We start from the raw sequence: 13550 nt of genomic DNA, 5'->3' as shown, positions 1-13550 counted from the left end.
GAGCGGTAGTTCAGTTGGTTAGAATACCTGCCTGTCACGCAGGGGGTCGCGGGTTCGAGCCCCGTCCGTTCCGCCACTTTATATAAGGCCCTGAGCTAACGCTCAGGGCTTTTTTTTGCGTATAAGTTTTGGTCAGCCGGCCTGCCTGTGTTCTGCCATTATCCCTTCCTGGACAGGCCAGCCTTCGACTATCTTTTTTCTTTAAAGCGGATGTTGCCTGAGCCATTCGCTGACAAAATCAATAAAAGAGCGAACGCGTGAGTTAGCCGAGCGATCCCCATAGTAAACCGCGTTAAATGGCATATCTACCGGCACAAGCCTGTCGGCCATAACCTCTATCAGCGAACCATCGTTTAAATCTTTATTGATCATAAAGTCCGACAGGCAGGCAATGCCGTTACCGGCCAGGCACAGCTGCCTGAGCGTCTCGCCGCTGTTTGAGGTACTGGCGGGCGTAATGTCATAAAGCTGCCCGTCTGCATTAGCAATGGGCCAACGGTTCAGGCTCAGGGGTTCAACAAAGCCCAGACAGTCGTGCTGTGCCAAATCCTCTACGGTTTGCGGCGTGCCGAACTGTTGCAGCCAGCCAGGGCTGGCGACTATTTTACGTCGACTATTAAACAGCAGGCGCGCGCGAAGGCTGGAATCAGTAAGATTACCGGCACGGATAGCGATATCTACCTTACGTTCAATCAGATTGATAAAGGTTTCGGATGAAACCAGAGAGAGGGTGACTTCAGGAAAGCGCTCCCGAAAAGGTTTAATCATCGGCATTAACAGATGCAGAACCACCGGCGTAGCAGCATCAATACGCAGTGACCCTTTTGGTAGCCTTTTTCGTTCTGCCAGCTCGTTTTCCGCTGCGGACATCTCCTGAAGAATCGCCTGAACGCGCTTGAAGTAGGCTTCGCCTTCCTGGGTTAATTTAATCTGTCGGGTGGTGCGTGTCAGTAGCTCTACCTCGAGCTTGTTTTCCAGCTTTTTTACCGCACGGCTAACAGCAGAATTTGCCATTTTCAGCCGCTCGGCGGCCTTGCTGAAACTGCCGCTTTCCACCACGGCGACAAAAATCGCCAGTTCCTCTGAGTTTGCCTTCATGACTGCTTCCTGAACGTAATGCTTTTTTTGGAGCCTGCAGGCGGTAATTAAAGCATGAGGAAGCAGGGGAAGCCAGACAACGGGTGAGGCTGACTGGCCTCTGTCAGTGCGTTGACAGCAATAAAGCATCCCTGTGGCGTTGTCTGAAAATGCCCGGTGCTCGTCTGGCCTGTAAACAGTCGGATCTCTGTCCTGTTATGAACGCTATCAGATACATAACCGGAGCCGGCGCGTTAAATCGGCTACAGTTAAAGGCGGCGGACAACCAAAAGTTTGTATTTGCTTACCTTCAGCTGGCACTTATTAGGCGCCTCCGATTGAAACCCGGCCATAAAGTCCCTATAACTGAATGCAGGATCATTGATCAACACGCAGAGGTCAGACGCTAACGTGCGGAAAAAAACTTATGCCATGAGATATGTAGCAGGGCAGCCAGCGGAACGTATTTTTCCGCCGGGCGCTATGCTGCATATGGGCAAAGCGTTACCGCCCGGTGCGCCGCTGACAGAGCACGCTACGCTACGGGTGCTGGTATGGAACATATTTAAACAGCAGCGCGCCGAATGGCTTTCGGTATTACAAAACTTCGGTAAAGACGCTCAGCTGGTATTGCTACAGGAAGCGCAGACGACCCCAGAGCTGATCCGTTTTGCCACCAGTAATTATCTGGCGGCGGATCAGGTACCGGCATTCGTCCTGCCGCAGCATCCTTCCGGCGTGATGACGCTGGCCGCTGCGCATCCCGTCTACTGTTATCCGCTGCGCGAACGTGAACCGCTGCTGCGGCTGGCTAAATCAGCCCTTGTCACCGCCTATCCGCTACCGGACGGCAAGATGCTGATGGTGGTGAATATCCATGCGGTCAACTTTAGCCTGGGGATCGACGTATACAGCAAGCAGCTTGGCCCTATAGGCGAACAGATTATTCACCATAAAGGGCCGGTGATTATGGCCGGGGATTTTAATGCCTGGAGCCGCCAGCGGATCAATGCGCTTTATACCTTTGCCCATAATATGGGGCTGCACGAGGTCAACTTTACCGACGACCATCGCCGTAAAGCCTTTGGCAGGCCGCTGGACTTCGTTTTCTACCGCGATATGGGCGTAGCGGAGGCCTCCGTGCTGGTGACGCGTGCTTCCGACCATAACCCTTTACTGGTTGAGTTTAAGCCTTAATCCTGTACCAGAGCCACAGCGCGAACGGGCGAGGCGGAGCCGCCTTTGATGCGCAAAGGCAGAGCGATAAAGGTAAAAGCCGTCGGCAGGCTGTAAAGGTTTGCCAGGCTTTCAACGATCAGGCCTCCGGCACTTAGTATCGCCTGATGAGCCGGATAATCTTTGCTGCCTGCATCATCCAGCGACATCGCATCGGTACCGAAAACCGTAACGCCTTTTCCCAACAGGTAATCTGCGCCTCTGGCTGACAGCCCCGGCCAGCCGTTCATAAACGCGGTATGATCGGGACGGCAACGCCACTTTTTATCGTAGCCCGTATGAAACAGGACGATATCCTTTGCCGCTATTTCGCCGTATCTGCCTTCCCAGTCCGCGATCGTCGCACGAGTAATCGCGCTGTTTTGCGGCAAATGGGTCATATCCAGACAGCGACCACGCCCGGTCAGCTGGCGAATATCAACCTTATCAATGCTTTTTCCGCCCGGTATAAAATGTGCCGGCGCGTCTATATGCGTGCCGCAATGATCGCCTAAGCTCAGCTGACAGTTATAGTTACCGTCGCCTGCGGCGAATGTTTCTGCGCTGCTCATGAAAAAGCGCCCGTCACCGGGCCAGACCGGCATGCCTTCTTCATAAACGTGGCTCAGTTCAATCAGGCGATGCTGGTTCAGCAGCGCAACCAGATCATTCGTCATGGCGGCCTCAGGATCGTTGGACAGAGGGGCAGTAAAGCACAGGAGAGGGGAGCGGGAAATGTCGGGCATAAAAAAACCAGTCCGAAGACTGGTTTTTAAACTGAGCTTTAGCTGTCAGGCGTGGCGTTGTTGGTGACAAATAGCGTCAGCCTGTCGCCGGGCTGAATATTCGCCGAACCGCCGCTGTTCCAGCGCAGCAGATCTTTCGTGTTCACGCCGTGACGTTTTGCGATGCTGGCCAGAGAATCACCCTTACGAACCTTATAGGTGATGCTGTTGCCATTATCGGCCAGTCTGGCTGCGCTTTCGCCGCCGCCCAGGCTGAGCGTCTGCCCCGGTTTGATGTTCACGCCGCGCAGGTTATTAGCCTGCTGTAGCGTCTTCACCGACACGTTCAGGCGTTTTGCAATGCCTGACAGGGTATCACCATTACGCACCTTGTAAGAGGTGCTGGTACTGGCCAGCGCCGTTGGCTGCACCGCCGCGATATCGCCTGTTGCCAGGGAGTTGCGCAGCTGCGCCACGTGCGACTTCGGCACCATGATATAGTGCGGGCCGTTAGGCGCCGTCATCCCGCGCTTGTAGCCTGTATTAAAGCTCTTCAGCTTGTTCAGCGACATGCCGGCCATTTCCGCCGCCTGCGTCAGCTCAATCTGCTGACCCACTTCAACACGCGCCAGCGCACGGGTTTCGTTAGGTTCCGGAAGACGGATGCCGTAACGCTTGTTGTTTTTCAACAGCTCGCTTAACGCCAGCATCTTCGGCACATAAACCGTGGTTTCATGCGGAAGCGACAGCGACCAGAAATCCGTTGCCTTACCGCGAGCCTTGTTGCTTTTTATCGCTTTCAGTACGCGACCTTCGCCGCTGTTGTACGCGGCCACGGTCAGCAGCCAGTCACCGCCGAACATCCCGTTCAGCCGCTGCATCATATCCAGTGCGACTTTGGTAGAGGCGACAATATCGCGACGACCGTCATACCACTGGTTCTGCTTCAGACCATAATTACGCCCCGTCTGCGGCACGATCTGCCAGATGCCTGCGGCATTGGCAGAAGAGGTCGCATGAGGATCAAAAGCGCTCTCCACTATGGGTAATAGTACCAGTTCCATCGGCATCTTACGTTGCTTAATCTGCTCGACAATCCAGTACATATACGGCTCAGCCCGTAACGTTACATCGTGGAGATAGCTCTTGTTTCTTAAATACTTTTGTTTTTGTTCGCGTATCCGGGGGTTTTCCGGAACCTTCATCTTCAGCTCATCGCTAATGAAATTCCACAGATCCTGATCTTTCGTCAGGCTGGTCCCATCGTCCTGCCAGCGTGGCGATAACAACCGATCTGCGTTCTGACTGCTCTGTGCTGAAGACAAACTCTGTGCATGCTGTTCGGGGGCGTCGTGCTTAGGCGCCTGGCACCCCACCAGCAGGACCGAGGCGAGTAGTAATATCGCTTTAGCCTTCATGTGTGTGTCATTGTTCGCTTAAAAGACGAGCAACTATACGTGCTCGGGCTGCTCAACACAACCCGAAAAATCAAAAATGGTCTTTCTTCTCGCGTAGAGTTGCAAAAACTTGCCATTCTTGTTGCGGAGGTGTTTCGAAGCCAATAACTTTCTGTAAATCAGCATCTTGCGTACGCAGAAAAACATTTATTTGCCGCTCAAAAGCGAGCGTTACGGGCAAGGAAACCGCGTTTTTTGCACGTAACTCCTTAATTTCGCGATAATAGCCCGCTATTTTCGTATCCTGTGGCAGCAGCGAGCAGGCAAACTTCATATTCGATAACGTATATTCGTGCGCGCAGCACACCAGCGTTTCTCCCGGAAGCTGATTAAGCTTTTGAAAAGAATTGAACATCTGTTGAGGGGTACCTTCAAACAGACGTCCACAGCCGCCGGAAAACAGCGTATCACCACAGAAAAGGTAAGGTGCGCTATAGTATGAGATATGTCCTAAAGTATGCCCCGGCGTAGCAATCACACTAAATTCGAGGCCCAAAATAGCGACCTTATCACCCTCAGCGACAAGCCGATTGCTTCCCTTATCTTGTGTCTCTTGCGGGCCGTACACCACCAGATCGGGAAAATGTTGCAGCAGTTCTTTCACGCCGCCAACGTGATCGTGATGATGATGCGTCAGCAGGATCGCCGCTGGCCGCCACTGGTTTTTTTCCATGGCCGTCAGTACCGGTGCCGCTTCGCCCGGATCGACAATCAGGCAGTCGCCCCGATCGTTATTTAATGTCCAGATGTAATTATCCTGAAAAGCCGGAATGCTGGTAAGATTCATTATCGCCTCGTTGACTGGCCGCAATGGAAAGAAGATGGTAAAGCATGAAGCCCGCTAAAACACGCCATATTCGTCACGTGCCGTATTCCTGGGCGGACATCCCCTGGGGAGACTACTATCGTGACGCGCTGACCCGGCATCTGCAACCCTGTCTGGACAGGCTATACGGTTTTCATTTGCTGAAAATCGGCTCGCTGAGCGCGGAAATCGACACGGCAAGCTGCGCCATTTCGCATCAGGTCAACGTTGGCTTACAGGGCGACAATTTGCAGGTTCTGGCCGATGCCGGCAGCCTGCCTTTTGAATCAAAATCGGTTGATGCCTGTTTACTGGCGCACAGCCTGGCCTGGAGCAGCGATCCGCACCGTATTCTGCGCGAGGTAGATCGCGTTTTGATCGATGACGGCTGGATGATTATCAGCGGCTTCAATCTGTTCAGCGTGCTGGGGACGGGCAAACTGGTGCCCGGCCTGCGCCAACGCGTGCCGTGGAACAGTCGGATGTTTACCCAGACCAGGCTGATGGACTGGCTCAGCCTGTTAAACTACGAGGTGGTGCAGCGCTCGCGCTTTCAGGTGCTGCCGTGGAATCGTCAGGGCGGTAAGGTCATCAGCACGCATCTTCCGGCGCTGGGCTGCCTGAGCATTATCGTCGCGCGCAAGCGGACTTTCCCGTTAACGATGAATCCGGCCAAAAAGGCAGCGGCCCAAAGAAGGCTTGCACCCGCCGTTGGCGCAACCAGCCGGATGCGTCGACGCCATCAGGATGCTGACTGATAGCCGATGTCTTCAAAGGATGGATTGCCGGCGGCCGCGCGCGCCAGTTCGTCGCAGCGTTCGTTTTCAGGATGGCCGGCATGGCCTTTTACCCATTCCCAGGTAATTTGATGCTGGCCCAGCGCCGTATCCAGCCGTTTCCAGAGATCGACGTTTTTAACCGGCTTTTTGTCCGCCGTTTTCCAGCCGCGCTTTTTCCAGTTATGGATCCAGCTGGTAATGCCCTGACGCACGTATTGGCTGTCGGTACTCAGCACGACGTCGCAGGGTTTAGTCAGCGCTTCCAGCGCGACGATAGCCGCCATCAGCTCCATTCGATTATTGGTGGTCAGCTGATAGCCGGCGCTGAACGTTTTCTCGTGCTGGCCGTAACGTAAAATTGCGCCGTATCCGCCCGGGCCAGGATTGCCAAGACAAGAACCATCGGTGAAAATTTCTACCTGTTTAGGCATCTCTGGTAGACTCCCTGTGTAAAAACGCCAAGTCTGACATAAAACGGGTCCTATGAGCACAGTAAATACAACGCGTCAGATCGTCCTCGATACTGAAACCACCGGTATGAATATGATCGGGGTGCACTATGAAGGGCACCGCATTATTGAAATCGGCGCCGTTGAGGTGGTAAACCGTCGTCTCACCGGCAACAACTTCCATGTTTATCTCAAGCCCGATCGCCTGGTCGATCCGGAAGCGTTCGGCGTACACGGTATTGCCGACGAATTTCTGGCGGATAAGCCGACCTTCGCCGATATTGCCGACGATTTCCTGGCCTATATAGAAGGTGCCGAGCTGGTGATCCATAACGCCTCGTTTGATATCGGCTTTATGGACTACGAATTCGGCAAGCTTGGCCGCAATATCCCCAAAACCGAAACCTTCTGCCAGATAACCGATAGCCTGGCGATGGCGCGCAGGCTGTTTCCCGGCAAGCGCAACAGCCTGGATGCGCTCTGCTCGCGTTATGAAATAGATAACAGTAAGCGAACGCTGCACGGCGCTCTGCTTGACTCCGAAATTCTGGCCGAGGTCTTCCTGACCATGACCGGTGGGCAGACGTCGCTGAAGTTTTCGATGGAGGGCGACAGGCAGGAGCAGAGCAACGACGAAACCATCTATCGCATCACGCGTCCGGCTTCTGGCCTGTGCGTGATAGCGGCGACGGACGAAGAGATTGCCGAACACGAATCCCGCCTCGATCTGGTGATGAAGAAGGGCGGAAGCTGCCTCTGGCGTGCCTGAAGACGTTGAAATGTCGTAAGAGTCGAAAAAACAGGCAGTCGATCAGCAAGCTTAAGAAAAAGCATTGACGGGATGCAGGCCGCACCGTAATATTCGCCCCGTTCCCGACGGGGAACAAAGCGCGGAGCGGTAGTTCAGTTGGTTAGAATACCTGCCTGTCACGCAGGGGGTCGCGGGTTCGAGCCCCGTCCGTTCCGCCAAGTATCCGGAAAGCCCGATGCAGCAATGCATCGGGCTTTCGTCATTTCGGCATACAGCCCGTGATTTTTATTCCTTTCCGCTTTTCTCTTCCTGAATCAGCCTCGCGGTTCCAAAAGCCTTTATCCACTGCTGTTCAAACTGATTGACCGCGGCGGTAACCGCTGGCGCAGAGAGGATCTGTTCGGCCACATCCAGCGGCAACGTTATTGCTTCGCAGCCAGCCAGCATACACTCCAGCGCCTGGCGAGGCGTTTTGAAGCTGGCCGCCAGCACTTTAGCCCCCGGCGCATGCAGAGCAAGCAGCTGTTGAAGTGCTTCTACTGTCTGAATGCCATTTCCGCCCTGGGCGTCAATACGGTTAACGTAAGGCGCGACATACTCCGCGCCAGCCAGCGCCGAGAACAATCCCTGCGCTGCGCCATAAACGGCGGTGCCCAACGTTGGAATAGCCTCTTTTTTCAGCTGCCTGATTGCCGCCAGGCCTTCTGTCGTAGCCGGAATTTTTACGACCACATCAGGAAGGATCGCGCGCAGCTGTAACGCTTCCTCCACCATCTCTTCCGCCCGGGCGGCAATAACCTGAGCAAAAATTTTGCCCTGGCCGCCCAGCGCCGCCTGCAACTCAGGTAACAGAATGGATAACGGCGTTTTCCCGCCGGCGACAATAGCCGGATTGGTGGTCACGCCCGCCAGCGGCAGTATCCTCGCTAAACGTTTTACCGCCGCTACATCCGCAGTATCAAGATAGAGTTCCATATAGCTCCTTAAGCCTGTTGACGATCGCAATTCCGAAATATTACCCGCTGCGTGAACTTGTTTATTGCCCGGGATCAAAGTTACTTTCATTTGAAAGTACTTAAATCTTCGTACGTAATATGACGGAGGCGGTTCATGATTTTCAATATTCAGCGCTATTCCACACACGACGGGCCTGGTATCCGCACCGTGGTGTTTTTAAAAGGCTGTTCGTTGAAATGTCGCTGGTGCCAGAATCCGGAAAGCTGCTCGCGCGAGCGCGAAATCCTGTTTGATAAAAGAGCCTGCCTGTCGGGCTGCGAGTTATGCCAGCTGGCCGTGCCGGACGCCATCGTTCGTCAACAACAACAACTCGTCATTTTCCGGGAGAAGATGCGTCCCAACCATTTCACCGCGTTGGAAAACTGTTGCCCCACCCAGGCGCTGACGATCTGCGGCGAAGAGAAAAGCGCAGCGGAAATTATGGCCGTAGTCAGGCGGGATAAGCCTTTTTATCAGCGCAGCGCGGGCGGCGTGACGCTTTCCGGCGGCGAGCCTTTTATGACGCCAAACCTCACCGAAACGCTCTTACGGCTCAGCCATCAGGAAGGGATCCATACGGCCGTGGAAACCTGCCTGCATGTGCCGTGGCGTTATATCCAGCCTTCGCTGCCCTGGATCGACCTGTTCCTGGCCGATCTTAAACACACCGACGAAGCGCGTTTTCAGGCATGGACGAACGGTTCGGCGAAGCGGGTGCTGGCTAATTTGTGCAAGCTGGCGGAAACGGGCAAGGAGATCGTCATCCGTGTACCGCTCGTTCCGGGTTTTAACGCCGATCGGCAGTCGATCCGCAGCATAGTGGATTTCACTGCCGATCGATTACGGGCCAAAGAGATCCATTTCCTTCCCTATCACACGCTGGGTAAAGGCAAATATGCCTTGCTTAATCAGCCTTACCTTGCGCCAGCCAGGCCGCTCGATAATCCGGAAATCCTTGCCTTTGCGCAGTCGTACGCGCGGCAAAAAGGCCTGATAACCACGCTAAGAGGATAAAATGATGACCAGACTTAACCTTGATGTTTTAAGCAGCCGTATCAAAACGCATAAAGAAGCCCTGATCGCTATCAGCAAGCCCCCGATTTGTACCGAGCGCGCGCGGCACTATAGCGAAATCTATCAGCAGCATCAGGATAAACCCGTACCGGTTCGCCGCGCGCTGGCGCTGGCACACCATCTGGCGGAACGGACTATCTGGATTAAGCATGATGAGCTGATTGTAGGCAACCAGGCCAGCAAGGTGCGCGCCGCGCCCATTTTCCCGGAATATACCGTGACATGGATCGAAAAAGAGATCGACGATCTGGCGGATCGTCCCGGCGCGGGCTTTTCTGTTTCTGAAGAGGACAAGCGGGTACTGCATGAAATCTGCCCATGGTGGCGCGGCCAGACGGTGCAGGATCGCTGCTACGGCATGTTTACCGAGGAGCAGAAGGCGCTGCTGGCAACCGGCATCATCAAAGCGGAAGGGAATATGACCTCCGGCGACGCCCATCTGGCCGTCAACTTTCCGCTGCTGCTGGAGAAAGGGCTGGATGGCCTGCGTGAGAAAGTGGCGGAACGCCGCAGCCGCATCGATCTGACGCATCTGAACGATCTGCATGGCGAGCAGTTTTTGAAAGCCATCGATATCGTTCTTCAGGCCGTAACTGAGCATATCAAGCGCTACGCCACTCTGGCCCGCGAAATGGCGCAGGCAGAGAAGAGCGCCGCGCGCCGTGGGGAACTGCTGACCATCGCGGAAAATTGTGACGTGATCGCCCATCGGCCGCCGCAGACCTTCTGGCAGGCGCTCCAGCTTTGCTATTTTATTCAGCTGATCCTGCAAATTGAGTCTAACGGTCATTCGGTCTCTTTTGGCCGCATGGATCAATACCTTTATCCCTGGTATCGCCGCGACGTGGAGCTGGAACAGCATACGGATCGCGAGCAGGCGATCGAGCTGCTGCAAAGCTGCTGGCTGAAGCTGCTGGAGGTCAATAAGATCCGATCCGGCTCGCACTCCAAAGCTTCGGCCGGCAGTCCGCTCTATCAAAACGTCACTATCGGCGGACAGAATCTGCTGGCGGACAAGGCGGTGGATGCCGTCAACCCGCTCTCTTACGCGATTCTGGAATCCTGCGGTCGTTTGCGTTCGACGCAGCCAAACCTGAGCGTGCGCTACCATGCCGGAATGAGCGACGATTTCCTGAATGCCTGCGTGGAGGTTATCCGCTGCGGCTTTGGGATGCCGGCCTTTAACAACGATGAAATCGTCATTCCGCAATTTATCCGGCTGGGCGTCTCAGCGGCCGACGCTTATCAGTATGCGGCTATCGGCTGCATCGAAACGGCCGTGGGCGGCAAGTGGGGCTATCGCTGCACCGGGATGAGCTTTATTAATTTCGCCCGCGTGATGCTGGCGTCGCTGGAAGGCGGACGCGACGCCACCAGCGGCAAAACGTTTCTGCCGCAGGACAAAGCGCTTTCCGCAGGCAATTTCGACAGTTTCGATCGGGTTATGAGCGCCTGGGATGAGCAGATCCGCTATTACACCCGCAAATCGATAGAAATAGAGTACGTGGTGGATACGGTGCTGGAAGAGAACGCGCACGATATTCTCTGTTCGGCGCTGGTGGATGACTGTATTGAGCGGGCAAAAAGCATCAAGCAGGGCGGCGCAAAATATGACTGGGTATCGGGATTGCAGGTGGGCATCGCCAATCTGGGCAACAGCCTGGCGGCGGTGAAAAAACTGGTGTTTGAACAAGAAGTGGTGGCGCAGCAGGCATTAAGCGAAGCGCTGGCCACCGATTTTGACGGTCTGAGCGGCGAGCAGCTGCGCCAGCGTCTGGTTAACGGCGCGCCAAAATACGGCAACGACGATGATTATGTCGATGAGCTGCTGACGCGCGCTTATCAAACCTATATTGAGGAGCTGAAAAGCTACGTTAATCCACGCCATGGCCGCGGCCCGATCGGTGGCGGTTACTATGCGGGCACCTCGTCTATCTCTGCCAACGTGCCTTTTGGCGCGCAGACGATGGCGACGCCGGACGGGCGTAAAGCGCGAACGCCGCTGGCGGAAGGGGCCAGTCCGGCGTCAGGCACCGATCGCCTGGGGCCGACGGCGGTGATGGGTTCAGTCAGCAAGCTGCCTACCGGATCGATTCTGGGCGGCGTTTTGCTGAACCAGAAGCTGAATCCCGCCGCGCTGGATAATCCGGGCGACAGGCAAAAGCTGATGCTGCTGCTGCGCACTTTCTTTGAAGCGCACAAAGGCTGGCATATTCAGTACAACATCGTCTCGCGGGAAACGCTGCTGGCCGCAAAGGCGCAGCCCGATAATTATCGCGATCTGGTGGTGCGCGTAGCGGGATATTCCGCCTTCTTTACCGCGCTTTCTCCCGACGCGCAGGACGATATTATTGCCCGCACCGAACATAGCCTTTGACGGGGCATCGCAGAGTACAGGCCAGGCTTGATTGTGAGCCGATCTGTACTCTTTTATCAGCACAAACTAACTTCAAAAATGGCGAACCGCTACGCTTACAGGCTTGAAGCAGCGCTAAAAATTGAAGCTATCAAATCAGAGGAAGGCGCGCAGAGCTGAACGTTTTTTTAAGCGGAAGCCTGCCGGTAGCAGGCTTTCTGCCCTTATCATTTAAGCGCGTCTTTTCTCCACCGCTACGCGGCTCGCGTAACGCGGCACAGAGCTTACGCACTCTTCGCGTGCCATCCAGCGATAGCAGCCTGCCGCCAAAGCAACGCCGATAAACCAGCTGAAGTTAGCCACTTCGTGCAGCGAAGGCGAAAAGCTAATCGCCAGCCCAATCAGTACCGAGGGCAGCAGCGCGGCAATCGCCTTAGGATTGAATCCGCCGCGATACCAGTATTTTCCCTGCGGCGTAGCGTTAAAAAGATCGTCCGTTGAAATCTGTCCGCGTTTGACCAGGTAAAAATCGCACAGCAGGATGCCAAACAGCGGGCCGATAAAGGCGCCCAGCACGTCCAGCGTATAGTGGATAAGCTCGGGCGACTGAAACAGGTTCCACGGCGTCAGCAGCACCGATCCTACGGCAGCAATCATGCCGCCGGTGCGGAAGCTAATCTTCTGCGGCGAGCAGTTAGAAAAATCGAACGCGGGCGAAACGAAGTTGGCGACGATGTTGATGCCGATCGTCGCGGTGATCATCGTCAGCAGGCCAACGGCCACCGCCAAATCGCTGCCCACGCGGCTGACCGTTTCAATGGGGTCGGTAATCATATGGCCGAACAGCGACTGCGTACCGGAAACAATCACCACCGTCACCACGGAAAAAAGCAAAAAGTTAAACGGCAGCCCCCAGCGATTGCCGCGGCGGATCGCCTTCATGCTTTTGCCATAGCGCGCGAAGTCGCCAAAATTAAGCAGCGGCCCGGAGAAATAAGAGACGACCAGCGCCGTCGCGGTCACCATCTGCCAGAGCTGCTGGCTGCCGCTGAGCTGTTTCGTGGAGAGCGTAAAGGAAATACCTTCAAAACCCGTTCTGTATACAATCCAGACCGCCAGCAGCACCATCACCACATAGACCGCCGGGCCGGCCACATCGATAAAACGCTTAATCGCCTTCATGCCGTGCCAGAACACCAGCGCCTGAGCAAGCCACATAAAACCAAAGCAGAGCCAGCCAAGCTGCGACAGGCCCAGCCAGGAAACCTGCGTCATCGGCGCCAGTGAAGGCCAAAACTTCAGCGTTACCAGCATCAGCGCGTTAGCGGCCAGCCAGGTCTGGATACCGTACCAGGCGAACGCGATCAGACCCCGGATCACCGCCGGAATATTGGCGCCGAATACGCCAAAGGCCTGGCGGCAAACGACCGCATAAGGCACGCCGGTCATCTGGCTGGGCTTAGCGATCAGATTAGCGCACAGCTGCACGATGCAAATGCCCGCCAGCAGACAAATCAGCACCTGCCAGCTCGCCAGACCCAGCGTAAAAAAGCTGGCCGCCACCACATAACCGCCCATGCTGTGCACGTCCGACATCCAGAAAGAAAAGATGTTGTACCAGCTCCAGTTCTGCTCGCGCGTCGGGGCCAGATCCTCGTTGCACAGCCGCGGGCTGTAGCTGGCGTGCGCTTCCTCTGCGGACGCCGGAGTAACATGTAGACTCTTTGGCATGAAACCTGCTCCTCAACAATTCAACGAAATAGCAAACGGTTGAGAGAGGTATTGCAGGATCCAGGCCAGAAGTTGAATTCATGTATACAAAATAAGCCAATCGTGTGTACGATTTTAGGCAAGATAAACCTGAGC

General features: G+C 55.2%; 12 protein-coding genes and 1 tRNA gene. 6 read left to right on the top strand and 7 right to left on the bottom strand.

The annotated features are described in order from the left end of the window. Positions 1-201: 201 nt before the first annotated feature. Entirely contained in the window at positions 202-1098 is an 897-nt protein-coding gene (yafC, locus tag ACMGEE_RS15470) for a DNA-binding transcriptional regulator YafC (RefSeq protein WP_301253372.1), read from the bottom strand. Positions 1099-1488: 390 nt separating this feature from the next. On the opposite strand from yafC, the gene ACMGEE_RS15465 reads away from it, so the two are divergent. Next, a complete protein-coding gene (locus ACMGEE_RS15465; protein WP_253455358.1) occupies positions 1489-2274 on the top strand; it encodes an endonuclease/exonuclease/phosphatase family protein in 786 nt (261 codons plus the stop codon). Here the strand turns inward: ACMGEE_RS15465 and ACMGEE_RS15460 are convergent. From ACMGEE_RS15460 to gloB, 3 genes are all read right to left on the bottom strand, one after another. After that, positions 2271-2969, bottom strand: a complete 699-nt coding sequence (locus ACMGEE_RS15460; protein WP_370735036.1) for a cyclase family protein — start codon at positions 2967-2969, stop codon at positions 2271-2273. The two genes, ACMGEE_RS15465 and ACMGEE_RS15460, sit on opposite strands and share 4 nt — an antisense overlap. A 107-nt stretch (positions 2970-3076) precedes the next feature. After that, positions 3077-4435 carry a murein transglycosylase D gene (mltD, locus tag ACMGEE_RS15455; RefSeq protein WP_125288908.1) on the bottom strand — a complete coding sequence of 453 codons (1359 nt, stop codon included), beginning with the start codon at positions 4433-4435 and terminating at the stop codon, positions 3077-3079. Positions 4436-4505: 70 nt separating this feature from the next. Continuing rightward, positions 4506-5261 (bottom strand): hydroxyacylglutathione hydrolase, encoded by a 756-nt coding sequence (gloB, locus tag ACMGEE_RS15450; RefSeq protein WP_253455356.1) that lies wholly within the window; start codon positions 5259-5261, stop codon positions 4506-4508. A gap of 44 nt (positions 5262-5305) precedes the next feature. Here gloB and ACMGEE_RS15445 point away from each other — a divergent pair, with 44 nt between their 5' ends. Next, complete coding sequence (locus ACMGEE_RS15445) at positions 5306-6037, top strand: class I SAM-dependent methyltransferase (protein WP_253455355.1); 732 nt, start codon at positions 5306-5308, stop codon at positions 6035-6037. Here ACMGEE_RS15445 and rnhA read toward each other — a convergent pair. Further along, positions 6022-6489, bottom strand: a complete 468-nt coding sequence (gene rnhA, locus ACMGEE_RS15440; RefSeq protein WP_253455354.1) for a ribonuclease HI — start codon at positions 6487-6489, stop codon at positions 6022-6024. The genes ACMGEE_RS15445 and rnhA overlap by 16 nt on opposite strands. A gap of 52 nt (positions 6490-6541) precedes the next feature. Between rnhA and dnaQ the strand changes: the two genes are divergently transcribed. Both dnaQ and ACMGEE_RS15430 read left to right on the top strand, forming a co-directional pair. Continuing rightward, positions 6542-7276 carry a DNA polymerase III subunit epsilon gene (dnaQ, locus tag ACMGEE_RS15435; protein ID WP_125288912.1) on the top strand — a complete coding sequence of 245 codons (735 nt, stop codon included), beginning with the start codon at positions 6542-6544 and terminating at the stop codon, positions 7274-7276. Positions 7277-7399: 123 nt separating this feature from the next. Then, positions 7400-7476, top strand: a tRNA-Asp gene (locus ACMGEE_RS15430). A gap of 67 nt (positions 7477-7543) precedes the next feature. On the opposite strand, the gene fsa is transcribed toward ACMGEE_RS15430, so the two are convergent. Next, a complete protein-coding gene (fsa, locus tag ACMGEE_RS15425) occupies positions 7544-8233 on the bottom strand; it encodes a fructose-6-phosphate aldolase (protein WP_253455353.1) in 690 nt (229 codons plus the stop codon). A gap of 135 nt (positions 8234-8368) precedes the next feature. Here fsa and ACMGEE_RS15420 point away from each other — a divergent pair, with 135 nt between their 5' ends. Together ACMGEE_RS15420 and ACMGEE_RS15415 are read left to right on the top strand one after the other, a co-directional pair. After that, the gene (locus ACMGEE_RS15420; RefSeq protein WP_436830306.1) at positions 8369-9268 is read left to right on the top strand and encodes a glycyl-radical enzyme activating protein; all 900 of its coding nucleotides are present in this window, start codon (positions 8369-8371) and stop codon (positions 9266-9268) included. A gap of 4 nt (positions 9269-9272) precedes the next feature. Next, entirely contained in the window at positions 9273-11705 is a 2433-nt protein-coding gene (locus ACMGEE_RS15415; protein WP_436830316.1) for a formate C-acetyltransferase/glycerol dehydratase family glycyl radical enzyme, read from the top strand. Positions 11706-11915: 210 nt separating this feature from the next. Here the strand turns inward: ACMGEE_RS15415 and ACMGEE_RS15410 are convergent, their stop codons facing one another. After that, positions 11916-13415 carry an NCS1 family nucleobase:cation symporter-1 gene (locus ACMGEE_RS15410; RefSeq protein ID WP_369895585.1) on the bottom strand — a complete coding sequence of 500 codons (1500 nt, stop codon included), beginning with the start codon at positions 13413-13415 and terminating at the stop codon, positions 11916-11918. Between the last annotated feature and the right edge of the window lie 135 nt (positions 13416-13550).

This window comes from Erwinia artemisiae, assembly GCF_051400835.1.
In the GTDB taxonomy this organism is placed as follows: domain Bacteria; phylum Pseudomonadota; class Gammaproteobacteria; order Enterobacterales; family Enterobacteriaceae; genus Erwinia; species Erwinia aeris.
This window is presented reverse-complemented; position numbering and strand designations above follow the sequence as displayed.

What these genes read in the sequence shown, in the direction of transcription:
- yafC (WP_301253372.1), bottom strand. Translation starts at nt 1,098, where the DNA reads ATGAAGGCAAACTCAGAGGAACTGGCGATTTTTGTCGCCGTGGTGGAA.
- ACMGEE_RS15460 (WP_370735036.1), bottom strand. Translation starts at nt 2,969, where the DNA reads ATGACGAATGATCTGGTTGCGCTGCTGAACCAGCATCGCCTGATTGAA.
- mltD (WP_125288908.1), bottom strand. Translation starts at nt 4,435, where the DNA reads ATGAAGGCTAAAGCGATATTACTACTCGCCTCGGTCCTGCTGGTGGGG.
- gloB (WP_253455356.1), bottom strand. Translation starts at nt 5,261, where the DNA reads ATGAATCTTACCAGCATTCCGGCTTTTCAGGATAATTACATCTGGACA.
- ACMGEE_RS15445 (WP_253455355.1), top strand. Translation starts at nt 5,306, where the DNA reads ATGAAGCCCGCTAAAACACGCCATATTCGTCACGTGCCGTATTCCTGG.
- rnhA (WP_253455354.1), bottom strand. Translation starts at nt 6,489, where the DNA reads ATGCCTAAACAGGTAGAAATTTTCACCGATGGTTCTTGTCTTGGCAAT.
- dnaQ (WP_125288912.1), top strand. Translation starts at nt 6,542, where the DNA reads ATGAGCACAGTAAATACAACGCGTCAGATCGTCCTCGATACTGAAACC.
- fsa (WP_253455353.1), bottom strand. Translation starts at nt 8,233, where the DNA reads ATGGAACTCTATCTTGATACTGCGGATGTAGCGGCGGTAAAACGTTTA.
- ACMGEE_RS15420 (WP_436830306.1), top strand. Translation starts at nt 8,369, where the DNA reads ATGATTTTCAATATTCAGCGCTATTCCACACACGACGGGCCTGGTATC.
- ACMGEE_RS15415 (WP_436830316.1), top strand. Translation starts at nt 9,273, where the DNA reads ATGACCAGACTTAACCTTGATGTTTTAAGCAGCCGTATCAAAACGCAT.
- ACMGEE_RS15410 (WP_369895585.1), bottom strand. Translation starts at nt 13,415, where the DNA reads ATGCCAAAGAGTCTACATGTTACTCCGGCGTCCGCAGAGGAAGCGCAC.